The sequence below is a fragment of the Mycobacterium sp. E3339 genome (genome assembly GCF_001666915.1).
Lineage (GTDB): Bacteria > Actinomycetota > Actinomycetes > Mycobacteriales > Mycobacteriaceae > Mycobacterium.
On the sequence record NZ_LZIZ01000167.1, the window covers coordinates 1 to 16,694 of the forward strand.

At 67.1% G+C, this 16,694-nt stretch carries 20 protein-coding genes; 11 read left to right on the forward strand and 9 right to left on the reverse strand.

Annotated elements, in window-relative coordinates:
- Positions 1-220 precede the first annotated feature (220 nt).
- The 3 genes from A5702_RS15365 to A5702_RS15375 are packed head-to-tail and all read right to left on the reverse strand — an operon-like array spanning position 221 to position 4,073.
- Positions 221-718, reverse strand: coding sequence for a metallophosphoesterase (locus A5702_RS15365; RefSeq protein ID WP_068221733.1), 498 nt, complete (start codon positions 716-718; stop codon positions 221-223).
- Between the two features lie 20 nt (positions 719-738).
- Positions 739-3,645, reverse strand: coding sequence for an RND family transporter (locus tag A5702_RS15370; RefSeq protein ID WP_068221734.1), 2,907 nt, complete (start codon positions 3,643-3,645; stop codon positions 739-741).
- Positions 3,642-4,073 carry an MmpS family transport accessory protein gene (locus A5702_RS15375; RefSeq protein WP_068221736.1) on the reverse strand — a complete coding sequence of 144 codons (432 nt, stop codon included), beginning with the start codon at positions 4,071-4,073 and terminating at the stop codon, positions 3,642-3,644. Before A5702_RS15375 ends, A5702_RS15370 begins: the two co-directional genes overlap by 4 nt.
- Before the next feature lie 107 nt (positions 4,074-4,180).
- Between A5702_RS15375 and A5702_RS15380 the strand changes: the two genes are divergently transcribed.
- Genes A5702_RS15380 through A5702_RS15390 form a run of 3 tightly spaced genes read left to right on the forward strand, consistent with a single transcriptional unit; the run spans position 4,181 to position 5,564 of the window.
- Positions 4,181-4,501, forward strand: a complete 321-nt coding sequence (locus A5702_RS15380; RefSeq protein ID WP_067822531.1) for a metal-sensitive transcriptional regulator — start codon at positions 4,181-4,183, stop codon at positions 4,499-4,501.
- 29 nt (positions 4,502-4,530) lie between these two features.
- Positions 4,531-5,139: a DsbA family protein gene (locus tag A5702_RS15385; protein ID WP_068221738.1), complete on the forward strand. Its 609-nt coding sequence runs from the start codon at positions 4,531-4,533 to the stop codon at positions 5,137-5,139.
- 23 nt (positions 5,140-5,162) lie between these two features.
- Entirely contained in the window at positions 5,163-5,564 is a 402-nt protein-coding gene (locus A5702_RS15390; RefSeq protein ID WP_055405279.1) for a DUF302 domain-containing protein, read from the forward strand.
- On the opposite strand, the gene A5702_RS26740 is transcribed toward A5702_RS15390, so the two are convergent.
- Positions 5,561-5,734: a hypothetical protein gene (locus A5702_RS26740; protein ID WP_197281327.1), complete on the reverse strand. Its 174-nt coding sequence runs from the start codon at positions 5,732-5,734 to the stop codon at positions 5,561-5,563. The genes A5702_RS15390 and A5702_RS26740 overlap by 4 nt on opposite strands.
- A 100-nt stretch (positions 5,735-5,834) precedes the next feature.
- Between A5702_RS26740 and A5702_RS15395 the strand changes: the two genes are divergently transcribed.
- The gene (locus A5702_RS15395) at positions 5,835-6,290 is read left to right on the forward strand and encodes a MaoC family dehydratase (protein WP_067822537.1); all 456 of its coding nucleotides are present in this window, start codon (positions 5,835-5,837) and stop codon (positions 6,288-6,290) included.
- A gap of 14 nt (positions 6,291-6,304) precedes the next feature.
- Here A5702_RS15395 and A5702_RS15400 read toward each other — a convergent pair whose 3' ends face one another.
- Both A5702_RS15400 and A5702_RS15405 read right to left on the reverse strand, forming a co-directional pair.
- On the reverse strand, positions 6,305-7,600 hold the full coding sequence (locus A5702_RS15400; protein ID WP_068221753.1) for an acyl-CoA dehydrogenase family protein: 1,296 nt from the start codon (positions 7,598-7,600) through the stop codon (positions 6,305-6,307).
- An 81-nt stretch (positions 7,601-7,681) separates the two neighbouring features.
- Positions 7,682-8,380, reverse strand: a complete 699-nt coding sequence (locus tag A5702_RS15405; RefSeq protein WP_067822540.1) for a GAF and ANTAR domain-containing protein — start codon at positions 8,378-8,380, stop codon at positions 7,682-7,684.
- A 115-nt stretch (positions 8,381-8,495) separates the two neighbouring features.
- Here A5702_RS15405 and A5702_RS15410 point away from each other — a divergent pair, with 115 nt between their 5' ends.
- Positions 8,496-9,392, forward strand: a complete 897-nt coding sequence (locus A5702_RS15410) for a manganese catalase family protein (RefSeq protein ID WP_055405276.1) — start codon at positions 8,496-8,498, stop codon at positions 9,390-9,392.
- Between the two features lie 53 nt (positions 9,393-9,445).
- Here A5702_RS15410 and A5702_RS15415 read toward each other — a convergent pair whose 3' ends face one another.
- Positions 9,446-10,024, reverse strand: a complete 579-nt coding sequence (locus A5702_RS15415) for a hemerythrin domain-containing protein (protein WP_068221740.1) — start codon at positions 10,022-10,024, stop codon at positions 9,446-9,448.
- 139 nt (positions 10,025-10,163) lie between these two features.
- The gene (locus A5702_RS15420; RefSeq protein WP_068221742.1) at positions 10,164-11,258 is read right to left on the reverse strand and encodes a F420-dependent hydroxymycolic acid dehydrogenase; all 1,095 of its coding nucleotides are present in this window, start codon (positions 11,256-11,258) and stop codon (positions 10,164-10,166) included.
- A 61-nt stretch (positions 11,259-11,319) separates the two neighbouring features.
- Here A5702_RS15420 and A5702_RS15425 point away from each other — a divergent pair, with 61 nt between their 5' ends.
- Positions 11,320-11,925 (forward strand): GNAT family N-acetyltransferase, encoded by a 606-nt coding sequence (locus tag A5702_RS15425; protein WP_068221744.1) that lies wholly within the window; start codon positions 11,320-11,322, stop codon positions 11,923-11,925.
- 37 nt (positions 11,926-11,962) lie between these two features.
- On the forward strand, positions 11,963-12,361 hold the full coding sequence (locus tag A5702_RS15430) for a hypothetical protein (protein ID WP_068221746.1): 399 nt from the start codon (positions 11,963-11,965) through the stop codon (positions 12,359-12,361).
- A gap of 48 nt (positions 12,362-12,409) precedes the next feature.
- Here the strand turns inward: A5702_RS15430 and A5702_RS15435 are convergent, their stop codons facing one another.
- The gene (locus A5702_RS15435; protein ID WP_197499824.1) at positions 12,410-13,057 is read right to left on the reverse strand and encodes a TetR family transcriptional regulator; all 648 of its coding nucleotides are present in this window, start codon (positions 13,055-13,057) and stop codon (positions 12,410-12,412) included.
- A gap of 97 nt (positions 13,058-13,154) precedes the next feature.
- Between A5702_RS15435 and A5702_RS15440 the strand changes: the two genes are divergently transcribed.
- From A5702_RS15440 to A5702_RS15455, 4 genes are all read left to right on the forward strand, one after another.
- Positions 13,155-14,252 (forward strand): ferredoxin reductase, encoded by a 1,098-nt coding sequence (locus A5702_RS15440; RefSeq protein WP_068221748.1) that lies wholly within the window; start codon positions 13,155-13,157, stop codon positions 14,250-14,252.
- Positions 14,253-14,271: 19 nt separating this feature from the next.
- Positions 14,272-15,378 carry an acyl-CoA desaturase gene (locus A5702_RS15445; protein ID WP_068221749.1) on the forward strand — a complete coding sequence of 369 codons (1,107 nt, stop codon included), beginning with the start codon at positions 14,272-14,274 and terminating at the stop codon, positions 15,376-15,378.
- Between the two features lie 47 nt (positions 15,379-15,425).
- Entirely contained in the window at positions 15,426-15,950 is a 525-nt protein-coding gene (locus A5702_RS15450) for an SRPBCC family protein (protein ID WP_197281295.1), read from the forward strand.
- On the forward strand, positions 15,950-16,694 hold a 745-nt coding region (locus A5702_RS15455), incomplete at its 3' end, for an LLM class flavin-dependent oxidoreductase (RefSeq protein WP_068221751.1). The genes A5702_RS15450 and A5702_RS15455, both read left to right, overlap by 1 nt.

Sequence of the window (16,694 nt, forward strand, 5' to 3'; positions counted from 1 at the left end):
ACGGCTCACCGAGTCCCAGTCCGAGCTGTTGTGGCTAGTGGGCCGGCAACCGGGGATCTCGGTCAACGCCGCGGCCGGCCGACCGACGCAGTTGCCGGCGGAATCGGCCGACGACGCGAAACACGTCGGTGACCACATCAGTACTCGCCTTCACTTTTTCCATAATACCTCTGTAGCCGAGCTATTTATGTGCGCAAGCTGTGCAGAAGGTATGTACCCGCTACGTCGGGAGGCGATGCAGGACCACGTCGGACAGGGCGCCGTCGTCGACGCGGGCGGTCATGTAGGTGCAGAACGGCTGCCGGCGGCGGTCGGTGGGCGAACCCGGGTTGAGCAGGCGCAATCCGGTGGCGGTGGTGGTGTCCCAGGGGATGTGGCTGTGCCCGAACACCAGCACCTGGCTGTCGGGATACAGCCGGGACATCCTGTTTTCTCGCCCGGTTGCCGCGCCGGTCTCGTGCACCACCGTGAAACGCACCCCGGCCAGCGTGACGTCCGCGCGCTCCGGGAGCCGGGCCCGCAGCGCCGGGCCGTCGTTGTTTCCCCAGCAGGCGACGAGCCGGGCCGACCGATCGGCGAGTTCGTCGAGCAGTTCGGGCACCACCCAGTCGCCCGCGTGCACGACGACGTCGGCCGCGGCGACTTCAGCCCATACCCGTGCGGGCAGGTCGCGGGCGCGGTTGGGGACGTGGGTGTCGGATATCAGCAGCAGCCGCACAGTCCCATCTTGCGCGGTGGTCAGACCCCGGCCGTGTGGAGCCGGGGGGCGGGCGCATCGGCGGCCTCACCCAGTAGCAGGGACCGAACGAGGCTGCGCGGACCGAACGGCCGCAGCATGGAGCTGGCCGGGCGGGGCCGCACGCGCAGCGGCCACCAGAACCACCGGCCCAGCAGCGCCGCGATCGACGGCGTCATGAACGAGCGCACGATCAACGTGTCGAACAGCAGGCCGAGGCCGATCGTGCTGCCGGCCTGACCGATCGAACGTAGGTCGCTGGCGACCATCGACATCATGGTGAAGGCGAAGACCAGGCCAGCCGAGGTGACCACGCCGCCCGTCTCGCCCATGGAGCGGATGATGCCGGTTTTCAACCCCGCGCCGATCTCCTCCTGGAACCGCGACACCAGCAGCAGGTTGTAGTCGGAACCGACGGCCAGCAGGATGATCAACCCGAACACCGGCGCGATCCAGTTCAACTCCAGCCCGAAGAGGTGCTGCCACACCAACACCGAGAGCCCGAAGGCGGCACCCAACGACAGCAGCACCGTGCCGACGATCACGGTTGCCGCGACGAGAGCGCGCGTGATGATCAGCATGACGACGAAGATCAGCGTCAGCGCCGCGAGACCGACGATCAACAGGTCGTAGTGGGAGCCGGACTGGATGTCGCGATAGATGGCGGCCGTGCCGGCGAGGTAGAACTTGGCTCCGGTCAGGGTGGTCCCCTTCACCGCTTGATGTGCGGCCGTCAGCTCCGGCATGACCGCCGAGATGCCGGCGGGCGTCGCCGGGTCCGCCTCGTGGGTGATGATGAAGCGCGCGGCCTTGCCGTCCGGCGAGAGGAAAAGCTTCAGACCGCGCTGAAAGTCGGGATTCTGGAACGCTTCCGGCGGGAGATAGAAGTAGTCACCGCTGCGCGAGGCGTCGAAGGCCTGACCCATCGCGCTCGCCGTGTCGGTCATCTGGGTGATCTGTGTGACCAGGCCGGAGAAGCTGCTGTGCATCGTGAGCAGCGTCCCCTGCATCGAGGTGGCGACGGCGATGATGGGCGGGAACTCGGCGAGCATCTGGGGCAAGATCGCGTCGACGTTGTTCATCTCCTTGATCAGCGTGCTCATGTTCTCGCTGAACTTGTCGACGCCGTCGATCGCCTCGAACACCGACCTCGACGCCCAGCACACCGGGATGTTGAAACAATGCTGTTCCCAATACAGATAGCTGCGGAACGGCCGGGCGAAATCGTCGAAATCCGCTAGGTGGTCGCGCATCTCGTCCAGCGTGATTTGCATCTCGTGCATATCGCCGGTCATGCGGTGGGTCGCGTCGCTCATCTGCCCGAGCAGGCCCTGCATCCGCCGCATCGAGGCGATCATGGCGCCCAGGTCGTCGCTCATCTTGAGCATGTCGTCGGTGCGGTCCTTCATGAACTGGATGTTCTGCCGGATCGGAATCGACTGGGCACTGATCTGGAACGGTATGGACGTGTGCTCGATGGGACCGCCCAACGGCCGGGTGATGCTCTGCACCATCGCGATGCCGGGTGAGTTGAAGACGTTCTTGGCGATCCGGTCCAGGATGATCATGTCGCCGCTGTTGCGCATGTCATGATCGCTTTCGATCATCAGGATGTCGGGATTCATGGTGGCGGCGCTGAAATGGCGCTCCGCGGCGGCATATCCGACGTTCGAGGGCAGGCCGCGCGGTATGTAGAAGCGGTCGTTGTAGCTGACCTTCATGCTGGGCATGATGAGGATGCCGACGATCGCGATGACCAGTGAGGCCGCGAACACCGCGCCGGGCCAGCGCACGCTGGCGGTGCCGATTCGCCGCCACCCGCGGGTCTTGATCATCCGTCTCGGGTCGAGCAGTCCGAACCGGGTGGCCACCGCGACGACGGCGGGCCCGGCGGTCATTGCCCCGGCCACCACGACCAGCAGGCCCAGCGCCGACGGAATGCCCAGCGCCTTGAAATAGGACAGGCGCGCCAAGTGGAGGCAGAAGGTGGCCCCCGCGATCGTCAAACCCGAGCCCAGGATGATGTGGGAAGTTCCGCGGAACATGGTGTAGTAGGCGGTTTCTCGGTCCTGACCGGCTTGACGCGCCTCCTGGTAGCGCCCGATGAGAAAGATCGCGTAGTCGGTGCCCGCCGCGATCGCCAGCGAGGACAGCATGGCGACGACGAACGTCGAGAATCCCAACAGTTCGTAGTTGCCGAGAAGCGCGACAAGCCCTCTGGCGGTGCCCATTTCGAAGCCGACCATGACCAGGACCAGCAGCACCGTGCTGACGGATCGATAGGCGATGAACAGCATGATCATGATGACCACCCCCGTCACGCCCATCATCTTGAACATGCTCTTGTCGGCGGCTTCGTTCATGTCGGTCGTCAGCGGTGCCGGACCGGTCACGTACACCTTCAGCCCCTGGGGCGGCGCCGACTTGTCGACGATTCTCCGTACGGCGTCGACGGATTCATTGCCCTGGGTGCTGCCCTGGTTGCCGGCCAGGTTGAGTTGGACGTAGGCGGCCTTGCCGTCCTTGCTTTGGACTCCTGCGGCGGTAAGCGGGTCGCCCCACACGTTCTGGACATGCTGCACGTGCTTGGGGTCTGACTGTAGTTTCTGCACCAGGCCGTCGTAATAGCGGTGCGCCTCGTCGCCGAGTTGTTTATCGCTCTCCAGAACGATCATCGCGATGCTGTCGGAATCCGACTCGTGGAACGTTGCGCCCATGCGCTTGGCGGCGATCATCGCGGGCGCGTCCTGGGGCGACATCGTCACCGCGTGCTTGCGCGCGACCGACTCGATCGGCGGCACAAGCACATTCAGGGCGACGGTGAGCAGCAGCCAGCCGATGATGATCGGCCACGCGAACCTGCGGACGAACCGCATGAATCTCGGCCGGGCGTCGCTATCGGTATTCATCCGGCTTTCACCAGACAGGAGGTTTGGGCGTGGCGCCCGGCCGAGGACCGCTCGTCCTTGATCTCCCCGTTGACGGTGATGCGGCAGCCGATGTCGTCGCTATTGCCTTGTGCCACAACGCTCGCGATCACGGCGGGCACGGTCGTCGTGACCGTGAAGGTCCAGGGCAGGCCGGTGAAGTCCACCTGTTGCGGGTCCGCGTTCTTGTCCAAGTAGCTCACCGTTCCCGACGTGCCGCTGGGGCCGTAGACCTCGTAGGTCACCCGCTTGACGTGCGACGGGTCGAGCGGTGCGGCGCTGCTGCCCGTCGCGGTGAAGATCGCGTCGGAGCCGAAAACGCCGCGCAACCGCTCGACGGCGATGCCGCCGAGGGTGACTGCCGCCACGACGACGAGCGGCACCCAAGCCCGCTTGAGAAACGTGGACATCGACGATTCCTTTCATGGCATGGGCCCGCGGTGGCCACCTTGTCATACCCCTGGGGGTATTGCGCACAATCTAGCATATACCCCCCTGGGTATGGTAGGAAGGAGACATGACAAACGAAGTTCGCGGCGGTTCACACCTTGAAGCCGGCGTCGCCGGCCACGATGCCGCCGACATGGACGCGGTGCTCGCCCGGCTGCGTCGCGCGCACGGTCAGCTCGGCGGGGTGATCGGGATGATCGAACAAGGCCGCAGCTGCAAAGACGTGGTCACCCAGCTGGCCGCGGTGTCGCGGGCGCTGGACCGCGCCGGCTTCAAGATCATCGCCTCGGGCCTGCGCGACTGCATCACCCGGCCGGCGGATGGTCGCACCGACGGGCCGGCCGTGTCGATCGACGAGCTGGAAAAACTGTTCCTCAGCCTGGCCTGACGGTCCGGAGCCTAAGAAAGGGTGAAGCGATGAACCCCGCCGACGATGGTCGCTCGAAGGTGACGCTGTGGCTGGACCCGGTGTGCCCGTTCTCCTGGAACACCGCCCGGTGGCTGCGCGCCGTCGCCGAGAAGACCGGCATGGTTGTCGATTGGCAGCAGATGAGCCTGGCGGTTCTGAACGAGGGACGCGAACTCTCACCCGCGCACCAGGCCCGGATGCGCGACTCGCTGGAAGTGGGCCGGCTGATGGCCGCGGTCGCCCGCGAACGGGGCGCCGCCGGGTGGACCGCCGCCTACTTCGCCTTCGGCGAGCGATACTTCGACCGCTCCGAGCCGCTCGGCGAAGACCTGGTCGCCCACGTGCTGACCGCGGCCGGCGTCACCCACGCCACGGCCGGGGCCATGGCGGACGGATCCCTGGACGAACTCGTCCGGCGTGGGCACCAGGCCGGACAGGATGCGCTCGGCGAGACCGGCGGCAGCCCGATCCTGCGGATCGACGGGCGTGCCTACTTCGGGCCCGTCCTGACCGCGTTGCCCGAAGCGCACGAGGCCGTCGCTCTGTTCGACGCCGTCGCCACGCTCGCCGCGGTTCCACAATTCAGCCAGCTGCAACGCCCACGCGCCGCGGCCTAGCAGAACCAGACAGAGGAGGAAAAATGACAACCGGGTTGAGCACCACTTTGCACACCTCGTTCGAGGACGCGGTGAAACGGACGACGGACGCTCTCGCCGAGCAGGGTTTCGGCGTGTTGACCACCATCGACGTCAAAGCCACGCTGAAGCAGAAGCTCGGGGAGGAGATGGAGGACTACCTGATCCTGGGGGCGTGCAACCCGACGTTGGCGCATCGCGCCCTGGGCATCCATCGCCAGATCGGGCAGCTGCTGCCGTGCAACGTCGTGGTGCGAACCGACCCCGACAGCGCGGACGGCTCGGTTCTCGTCGAGGCGATGGATCCCCAGCTCATGGTCAAGGTGACCGCCGAGCCGGGGGCCCTGCAGGACGTGGCGGACCAGGCCACCGCCAAACTGCAAGCCGCGATCGGCGCGCTCGGCTAGCCCTGTTGGCTCCGCGCCTCGGCGCCCGTCTCGCCGGCGTCGAAGGTGTCGTCGGAACCGGCGGCCCCCACGTACGAGCCGTCGTCCTCGCCGGCTGCGTCCCGCGACCGCGACTCGTGCGCCTCGGGCTCGACGTCGTCCTCGGTCTTGTGGCCCTTGTGGTCTGACATATCTACCTTCCTTGCCGCTTAGGCGTTCGGGTAGGCATTCCCCCACCGGCGGCGGTGAAACACGCGCTATCGTTACCACCCGGAGTGAAGGAGAAACTCAATGCGCACCTTCGAATCGGTAGCCGATCTCGCGGCCGCCACCGGCGAAACCATCGGGCACAGCGACTGGGTGACCATCACCCAGGAGGACGTCAACCTGTTCGCCGACGCGACCGGTGATCACCAGTGGATCCACGTCGACCCCGAGCGCGCGGCCGCCGGCCCGTTCGGTGGGACGATCGCCCACGGTTTCATGACCCTGGCGCTGCTGCCGCGGCTACAGCACCAGATCTACACCGTCAACGGCATCAAGTTGGCAATCAACTACGGCCTCAACAAGGTTCGCTTTCCCGCCCCGGTGCCGGTCGGCTCCCGGGTGCGCGCGGAGACATCGCTGGTGAGCCTCGACGACGTCGGAAACGGCGCCGTGCAGGCGACCATGTCGACGACGGTGGAGATCGAGGGCTCGGCCAAGCCCGCATGTGTGGCCGAAAGCATCGTCCGCTACATCACCTGAAACTTGGCTCGACGCTAGAACTCCGCGACGGAATGCTCCAGCCGCTCGGCCAGCCGGGCCTGCGCCTCCGCGCGTCGGGTGGGAATGTGCGCCGACGGGAATGGCGTTGTCACGGGCTGGTATTCACGCAACGTCCGCCGCGCGACCGTCATCTTGTGCAGTTCGGTGGCGCCGTCGGCGATGCCCAGTGATTCGGCGGCCACCATCATCTTGACGAAGGGCATCTCGTCGGAGACGCCGAGCGCGCCGTGCAGGTGCATGGCCCGCTGCACGACGTCGTGCAGGACTTGGGGCATGGCTACCTTCACCGCCGCGATGTCGCGGCGCACCTTCTGGTAGTCGTGGTGCTTGTCGATCAGCCACGCCGTGCGTAACACCAGGAGCCGGAACTGCTCGATCTGAATCCAGCTGTCGGCGATCTTCTCCTGGGTCATCTGGAAATCCGACAGCCGCCCGTGCCGCGTCTTGCGCGACACCGCGCGCTCACACATCATGTCAAAAGCGCCGCGCGCCAACGCGATCGTGCGCATCGCATGGTGGATGCGGCCGCCGCCGAGGCGGGTTTGCGCGATCATGAACGCCTGCCCCTCACCGCCGAGCACGTGGTCGGCCGGCACGCGGACATCGGTGTAGCGGACGTAGCCATGGCTGGCCCGCGCCGAGGACTCGGCGCCCACGCCGACGTTGCGCACGATCTCGATGCCCGGTGTCTCGGCCGGCACGATGAACAGCGACATCTTGTCGTAGGTGCGGGCTTCGGCGTTGGTGACGGCCATGACGATGAAGAACGACGCATGCTTGGCGTTGGTGGAGAACCACTTCTCGCCGTTGATCACCCAGTAGTCGCCGTCGCGGGTCGCGGCGGTGACGAATTGTCCGGGGTCGGAACCACCTTGGGGTTCGGTCATCGAGTAGCAGGAGGTGATGTCGCCGTCGAGCAGCGGCTGCAGGTAGCGGGCCTTCTGTTCGTCGGTGCCGAACATCGCCAGGATCTCGGCGTTGCCCGAATCCGGCGCCTGGCAGCCGAACACCGACGGCGCCCAGCGGGACCGGCCGAGAATCTCGTTGAGCAGCGCGAGCTTGACCTGACCGAAGCCCTGCCCGCCAAGCTCCGGCCGTAGGTGCGCCGCCCACAGCCCCTGGTCCTTCACCTGCTGCTGCAACGGCCGCAGGATCGACATCATCTCGGCGTTGCGCTTGTCATAGGGGTCGAGCGCCACCAGGTCGAGCGGTTCGAGCTCGTCGACCATGAACTTCTCGACCCAGTCGAGCTTGGCCTGATATTCCGGGTCCGTTTCGAAGTCCCACACGGTGACCACCCGTTCCCCGGCGCAACGTCGCGCCGGACTAGTCGATGAAGCCACCCCATCGTAGATGGCGCCGGCGGCAGATCAATCGTCGCTGCGGGTGTCGATCACGCCCTGCGCGATGTCGATGAGCTTGACCTGACTCTCCTGGGACAGGCGGCGCAGCAGGTCGAACGCGCGCAGTTCGTCCACGCCGTAGCGCTCCATGATGATGCCCTTGGCCTGGCCGATCCGGTCCCGCGTCGACAGGGCCGACTGCATCTGCTGCCCGTGGCGCCCGGCCATGATCGCCGAGGCGGCGTGCGCGGCGAAGACCGTGCCGATGGTTTCGGCTTCGGTGTCCCACACGTTGGCCTTGAAGCTGAACAGGTTCAGCGCGCCGGCGGTACGTTCCGCGGTGTACAGCTTGAAAGAAAGGCTGCTCAACACACCGCGTTCCACGGCCGCCGGCGCGTAGCGCGGCCACCGTGGTTCGTCACGCAGGTCGTCGGTGCGCACGATGGTTTGTTTGAGGGCGGCGTCGTGGCAGGGGCCCTCATCGAAGTCGTGCTGTAGCTGATCGAGCTCCGCGGCCAGGCCGTCGGTGTCCGCGACGGATTCGAAGTCTCCGCCACCCTTGATCAGCAGCACCCCGGCGACGTCGGCGGCCGGTATCAGCTCGACGGCGGCGGCGGTCACGTCGGTGAGGACATCTTCGAGCGTTCGCGGCGCTGCGATGTCGCGGGCAAGCTCGGCCATTCGCACCGCGAGCGAATGCCCGGCGTTCGGGTTCGAAGAGTCCATAAGACGCGATTGTCCACGATCGGCCCGGACCCGTCACCCGCGCACCGTTTGTCCGCAAAGGCCGGGGGTATCCGGCGACACCAGAGCCATTCTCGTCAAAAGCCTAGGAGACCCAATGTTCGTTCATAACAAAGATCTTCAATTCGAGGTCCGCGTCGACCGGCCCGACCCGCGGTTCGCGACGCTGCTGCAGGAGCAGTTCGGTGGCGCCAACGGTGAACTCAAGGCCGCCATGCAGTACTTCACGCAGGCGTTCGTCCTGCGCGACAAGAATCCCAAGATGTACGACCTGTTCATGGACATCGCCACCGAAGAACTCAGCCACCTCGAGATGGTCGGCTCGATGATCACGATGCTGCTCGACGGCCTCAACGACAATCTGAAGATTGCCAACGAGAAGTGCGATTGGATGCCCGCGGTGGCTAGTGGGGACGGTCGCGACCAGATCATTCACCAAGCTGCGGTCAACCCGCTGTATCTGGCGCTGAACGGTGGCGGTCCGGACGTGAGTAACTCCCAGGGGGTGCCCTGGATGGGCTCGTACGTCACCGCCAACGGCGACCCCACGGTGGACCTGCGCAGTAACCTGGCCGCCGAGTCCCGCGCGAAAATCGTCTACGAGTACCTGAAGCAGTACACCGACGATCCAGGTGTGCAGGACACGCTCACCTTCCTGATGACGCGGGAAGTGACGCACTTCCAGCAGTTCACCGCGGCGCTCAACGAGCTCCCGGTCAACTTCCCGCCGGGGCAGTTGCCGGGTGACCCGCGTTTCCAGAACGTCGCGTTCAACATGTCCAATGGTGGCGGCGAATCGATCCGGGGGCCGTGGAACCAGGGTCAGGGTCCGTGGCCGAAGGGCATGGAGTGGGAGTACGTCGAAAAGCCCGAACAGCAATGGCTGGGCGGCAGCACGCGCCAGAACCAGGGTGCGCAGCAAAACCCGCAGGGTTCACCCGCCATCACCGCCGAGAAGCCGTTCACGCACGAACAGCACACGCCCACAAGCTAATTGAAGACACGGAGACCGGGCGCTGAGGATCCAACGCCCGGTCTTCGAAATAACTATTTCACCTGCGGGTCCGGCGGGTTGTCCTCGGCGCGACCGGTCAAGGCGTCGCGCACGTGGTCCACGACCGCCGCGCCCATGCCCATCGTCTTGAGCACCGCCGGGTGGGGCGGGGTGTCCGGGTGGGGCCGGGTCGGGGCGATTTTCTTTGCCTGCTCCAGCTTTTCGCCGATCTTCTCCAACTCTTCCCGGTCGATCGCCATCTCGACCTGCGGCCACACCACATCCTGTTCGTAGGCGATGTGTTCGCGCCCCGCCTTGATGAACTCCTGCAGCGCTTCGCGATAGTCCGGCTCGCCCGGCTTGCCGTCCTCGAGCCGCTGCAACAACTTCTTGCCGGCCTGCTCCTGTTCGATGGCCTTGTCGACGATCCCGTCGCCGATCGCCTTGCGCACCGCCGGCCAAAAGAACTGCTCCTCAATGGCTTCGTGCTGCGACTCGGCGATGACGAGATTGTTCACCACGGTTTCCAGGCCGCTCGCCTCGGCGCCCGAGCCCGACGGCGCCCCGTCGAGCGACTCGAACAAACCGAGCACGCTTTTGTGATCGTGGCGAAGAAAAGTGATTGCGTCCATGCCTTGCCTTCCAGTCGGGCTTGTCACTCGAAGTGGCCTGCGGATACCCAGGGCCGGGCCGTTGAAACCGGGAGTCCGCTTCTGACGACTTCGAATGTGGTTGGGGGAAAACGTCGATCGCATTCGCGCGACCGTCGGGCTAGCGCAACTTAGGCAGGACGTTGGCGCCGTAGTACTCGATGGCCGTCAGCGGATTGCCTTGGGGGAAATGCAGAAACGGCACCGCGCCGGCGTCGAGGACCGCCTGCGCCGTCTTGATGTGCGGGGCGGGGTCGGTGCCCACGGTCCAGTTGGCCAGCACCTTGTCGATGGGGTTGACCTGCGCGGCGCGCTCGATCTCCACCGGATTCGGCTGGTCGACCGCGCCCGCGGTGAAGCGCCAGAGGCCGGCGGCGGCGGTGGCCTCGGCGTTGTCGCCGACCACCGCGAACAACTCGGCGCGCTTGCCCAGGGTCTCCGCGTCGCGGCCGGCGGCCCGCGCACCGGCGCCGAACGCGGCCAGCAGCGCGGGGTTCGTGACGTCGCGGGCCTGACCGATCCAGCCGTCGCCGTATTGCCCGGCCAGCGTTGCGCTCTTGGGTCCGCTGGCGGCCACGAAGATCGGTGGCGGCGTGGGCGGCGCGTCGTAGAGCTTCAACGCGTTGGTCTGAAAGTAGCGGCCCGCGAACGAGGTTCGTGTTCCACTCCACAACTGGCGAATCAGGCCGATGGCCTCGACCAGCCGGTCGTGACGCTCGGCGTACTTGCCGAAGGCGTTGGTGGTCGCCTGTTCGTTGAGCCGTTCGCCGGTGCCGACCCCCAGGAACACCCGCCCGGGATACAGGATCGCCAGGGAGGCAAAGGCCTGCGCCACGACGGCTGGGTGGTAGCGGTAGGTGGGGCAGGTCACGCCCGTCCCGAACGAGAGCCGGCTGGTGGCGTTGCCCACCAGCGCCAGCGTCAGCCACGGAAACATCGAATGGCCCTCGTTGTCCTGCCACGGTTGGATGTGGTCGCTGGCCCATGCGTATTGAAAGCCGGCCTGTTCGGCCGCCCGCGCGTGCGCCACCAGCTGATCGGTGCGGAATTGCTCGTGCGAGAGCACCACACCGACCCCCTTGCGCGCTGGCGGCGGCGCGGCGGGCGTGGCGTGGTCGTCCGCCGGACGCCCGCACGCGGTGGGGAGCCCGGCGGCGCCGAGCACGCCCGCACCGGCGGCCATCCGCCCGAACGCACGACGCGAGACGCCGGTCACCAAAGTGAAGTACCCGCCGCTTGGGCAACGACACCCGCGCTCAGCGGCTAGCCTGACTCGGGTGAGTCCCCAGGCGCGCCCGGCGCGGAAGGCCGACGTCCGCGAGCTGTCCCGCACGCTGGCCCGGGCGTTTTACGACGACCCGGTGATGACGTGGCTGCTGCCCGACGCGCGGGCGCGAACGGCGAACCTGTACCGGGTGTTCGCGACGATGACCCGCCACCACCATCTGCGCTGCGGCGGCGTCGAGGTGGCCTGCGACGGCCCGGGCATCGGCGCGGCGGCGCTGTGGGATCCGCCGAATCAGTGGCGCGAGACGCGCCTGGGCGAGCTCGCGATGACCCCGACGTTCCTGCGGGTGTTCGGCCTGCGCGCCGCGAGGGCGCGCGGCGTGCAGGAGCTGATGAAGCGCACGCATCCCGAAGAGCCGCACTGGTATCTGGCCGCGATCGGGAGCGACCCTTCGGTCCGTGGCAGGGGTTTGGGCCAGGAGCTGATGCGGTCGCGGCTGGAGCGTTGCGACGCCGAATGTTGCCCGGCCTACCTCGAGTCGAGCAAGCCCGAAAACGTGCCGTACTACGAACGTTTCGGTTTCACGGTGACCCGCGAGCTGGTGTTGCCCGACGGCGGCCCGACCATGTGGGCGATGTGGCGCTCGCCGCGCTAGCGTTTAGCCCCCCAATTCGGCGGGCAACCGTTTCCGCATGAGCGAAAACCCCCAGGGCGAAGTCGACCCCGCGGACTTTCCCGAGGAAGGCGGGCCCGGTGACACCCTGAACGCGAGCGAAGGCACCGATTCCGACGAAGTCCTCAACGACGACGGCGACATCGTCGTCGACCCGCCCGAGGACTGGAGCGAAGCCAACCGCTTCGGCATGACCGCGCGGGAAGAGCGCGAGGGCGAATCCCTTGATGCCCGGCTCGCCGAGGAGGAACCGGACGTCTCTCCCGATTCGCTGGGCGACGGGGCGGCCCCGGTCGCCGACGGTCCGCCCGGGCGCGCTCATCGCGGCCAGATCGACGGGGCGCCCGAAGACGGCGAGTCGCTCTATGAGGTCGTCGACGAGAACGGGGCGCCGGACTTCACCCGGACGACGGAGTGAGGGCGCCAGTGTTCGACTGTTCACTGCACGCGTGGGCGGCGCGCGTCGCTAGGGGCTGCTCTTCCAGCCGGCGATGCCGATCGCGATCATCCGCAACTGCTTGACCGCGATCCGCCGAATGTCTTCCAGCGCCTCGGTGCTCTGGGCATCCTCGATGGCCTCGGCGATGACGATCATCGCGTTGACGAACAGGGTCGCCAGCACGTTGAGGTCCTCGGTGCTCCACTCGTGCAGCCGCGGAAAGCGCGCGAGGTCGGTGGCCAACTCGGAGGTGATCAGCCGGATCTCGGTGCGGATGGCGTAGCGCAGCACGCTCAGGCCGCTGTTGCGCTCGCGCGCGATGAATCGCCAATGCTCCCGCCGCTGTGCGACGCTGGCGACCAGGATTTCCACGGACGACTCGATCACCCGGTTCGGGTCTAGCTTGCCGGCCCGCGCGTCGCGCAAGGTGTCGCGCAAGCTGCGGAACGACTCGTCGATCAAAACCAGGCCCAGGGCCTCCATCGACTCGAAGTGGCGGTAGAAGGCCGCCGGGACGATGCCGACCTCCCGCGTCACCTCGCGCAGGCTCAGGCTGGAAAAGCTGCGATCCTGCAGCAACTTGAGCGCCGCGGCGATGATGGCGCGCCGGGTCGCCTCCTTGCGCTCCTCGCGAGACCGGCTTTCGCGTGAGCGTTCGCGACCAGAACCGCGCACCCGTGAGCTAGGAGTACGGCTGTTCACTATGTGAACCCTACCACAGACCAGCAGTAAAGCCTTGACCGACCGGGTGGTGCGGCCCCACGGTATACATATGTTCACTCAAACGACTTCTGGTCGGGCCCTCGCCCGGAGTCTTCGGAAGCGAGTCTTGGGTTCAGACCTCCTCGACCTCCTCACCGGCCCGCACGGCGTCGACCGGTACACCGAGCTGGTGGCGCCGACCTGGACGCTGGACGAGGCCCGCGCCAAGGTGATCGACGTGCGGCGCACCACCGCGCGCAGCGTCACCCTCACGCTCGCCCCGAACGACAGCTTCACGTCCGCTTGGACCGTCAAGGCCGGCCAATACGTCAACCTGGCCGTGGAAATCGACGGCCGCCGGCACACCCGCTGCTACTCGCCGGCCAACGCCGAAGGCGCCGCCAACCTCGAGCTGACGATCGGTCGGCACGACGGCGGGCTGGTGTCCAACTACCTCTACGAGCGCGCCCACCGCGGCATGGTGGTCGGCCTGGCGGGTGTCGGCGGCGACTTCGTGCTGCCGGCGCGGGGATCCCAGAGACCTCGGCGGATCCTGTTCGTCTCCGGCGGAAGCGGCATCACCCCGGTGCTGGCGATGCTGCGCACCCTGGTGGCCCAGGGCCACCCGGGCGAGGTCGCGTTCATCCACTACGCCCGCACCCCTGCCGAGGCGTGCTACCGCGACGAGCTGGCGACGCTGCCCGGCGTTCGCGTGCTGCACGGCTACACCCGGGCCGACGGCGGCGACCTCACCGGTCGATTCGGTGCGGCGCACCTGCAAGCGGCGATGCCGGAACCCGACGCGGTGTTCGTCTGCGGCCCAAAGCCTTTGGTTGAGTCCGTGCGAGACCACTGCGACAACGTCCACACCGAAAGCTTCGTGCCGCCGTCGTTCGAGGTGCCGGCCAACCCGTCGGGCGGACGAATCACCTTCGCCGACAGCGGGGTCGACGTCGTCGACGACGGACGCCCCCTGCTGGAACAGGCCGAATCGGCCGGCCTGTCACCCGAAAACGGCTGCCGGATGGGCATCTGCCACACCTGCACCCGGCGCAAGACCACCGGCACGGTGCGCAACCTGATCACCGGCGCGGTCTCGACCGCTCCGGACGAGGATGTGCAGATCTGTGTGTCCGTCCCGGTCGGTGACGTCGGTCTATCGCTGTGACCATATTGGAGGAAAAGCCATGACACAGAACAAGATCACCCTGACCCCCGAACAGGCTGACGCGTTCGGCCGCGAGCTGGACGCCATCCGGGAGCGCGTGATCGCCAGCCTGGGCGCGGAAGACGCCGACTACATTCGCCGCGTCATCAAGGCCCAGCGCGCGCTGGAAGTCGGCGGGCGTGCGTTGCTGTTCCTGCCGCCCGCCTGGCTGCTGGGCACCACGATGCTGGGCTTGTCGAAAATCCTGGACAACATGGAGATCGGCCACAACATCATGCATGGCCAGTACGACTGGATGCGTGACCCGACGATCTCCGGGCGGTCCTTCGAGTGGGACACCGCGTGCCCGGCGGACCAATGGCGCCACTCGCACAACTACATGCATCACACCCACACCAACATCGTGGGGATGGACCGCGACATCGGCTACGGCATCCTGCGGATGAGCGAGGACCAGCGTTGGCAGCCCTACTTCCTGGGCAACCCGCTCTACGCCTTCCTGCTGATGGTGCTGTTCCAGTACGGCGTCGCGCTGCACGAGCTGGAAACCGAGCGCATCCGCGCCGGTGAGATCGAACTCGCCGACAAGCGCGACGTGCTGCGGCAGATCTGGAAGAAGACCCGCCGGCAGACGCTCAAGGACTACGTGGCCTTCCCGTTGCTGGCCGGGCCGTTCGCGCCGTTCGTCTTCGCGGGCAACCTGTCCGCCAACCTGATGCGCAACGTGTGGTCGTACATGATCATCTTCTGTGGCCACTTCCCGGACGGCACCCAGGAATTCACGGTCGAGGAGACCCAGAACGAGTCTCGCGGCATGTGGTACTTCCGCCAGGTCCTCGGTTCGGCAAACCTGACCGGCGGCAGGCTGTTTCACTTGCTCTCCGGCAACCTGTCCCACCAGATCGAGCACCACCTCTTCCCGGACATGCCCGCGCGCCGCTACGCCGAGATCGCGCCCGAGGTGCAGGAGATCTGCGAGCGCAACGGCATCCCCTACAACCGCGGACCGCTGCCGCGGCAGTTCGGCACCGTCGTCCGCAAGATCGTTCGGCTGACCTTCCCGGACTCGATCCGGCGGAAAGAACCCACCGGCCGGCCGGCCGACTCAGAGCCCGTCGCGGCCTGAGGCGTCGCCCACGTCCCCCGCGCGCCGGGCATTGCGCGCGGGGGACAATGGGCTGCGTGGAGTGGACCGGCGCGCGCTACGCGGACAAACCGACGGTGGAGGCATCGACGTGGATCGATGCCGATCCGTCGCGGGTGTGGGGCCTGGTTTCCGACATCAAGCTGATGCCGACGCTCAGCAACGAGCTGCAAGCCGTGGAATGGGCCGAGGGCGCCGACGCCCCGCGGGTGGGCGCCCGGTTCGTCGGGCACAACGAGCACGACGCGTTCGGGCGGTGGAGCACCACGTCGCAAATCGTCGCGTGCGACGAGCCACGCGAATTCGCCTGGGCCGTCGGTGAACCCGACCATCCCGCCGCGATGTGGCGGTTCCGGCTGACGCCCCGCGATGGCGGCACCGCGCTGAGCTACTGGATGCAGATGGGCCCGGGGCGCTCGGGGTTGTCGGTGGCCATCGAATCGATGCCCGACAAGGAGCAGAAGATCGTCTTCGTGCGGATGCGCGAATTCGAGGCCGCGATCGGCAAGACGCTCGCGGCGATCAAAAGACTGGCCGAGCACGGGGTGCGCTGATGCGCACCGCGACGACGGTCGAGCTGTCGAGCGCCGCCCGGGAAACCGCGGACTTCGTCGTCGAGGCGGAGAAGCTGGGCCTCGACGTGTGCTGGGTCGCCGAGGCCTGGGGGTCGGACGCGCCGTCCGCGCTGGGCTACCTCGCGGCCCGCACCGGGCGGATCCTGCTGGGCTCGGGCGTGCTGCAGGTCGGAGTGCGCTCGCCCGTCATGGTGGCCCAGACCGCCATCACGCTGTCCAACCTGTCCGGCGGCCGGTTCCTGCTCGGGCTGGGCGCGTCGGGTCCGCAGGTGATCGAGGGCCTGCACGGCCTCTCGTTCAGCCGGCCGCTCGCGCGCATCGCCGAAACCGTCGACATCGTGCGGCAGGTGTGCGCCGGAGGCAAAATCTCGTACGCGGGCAAGCAGTTTCAGATTCCGTTGCCCGACGGCGAAGGGGTGCCGATGCGGTTGTCGACCCGGCCCGAGCACCCCATCCCGATCTACCTGGCCGCGCTGTCACCGGCGATGCTGCGGTTGACCGGTCGGATCGCCGACGGCTGGCTGGGCACCAGCTTCGTACCGGAGGGCGCCGGCGAGGCGTACTTCTCGCACCTCGACGAGGGGCTGACCGCCGCGGGCCGCACGCGCGCCGACGTCGACATCTGCCAGGGCGCCGAAGTCGCCTTCGCGTCCGACGAACACGAGCTGCGCGACATGGTCGCCGCGCGCAAGAAGGAGCTCGCCTTCAGCCTCGGCGGGATGG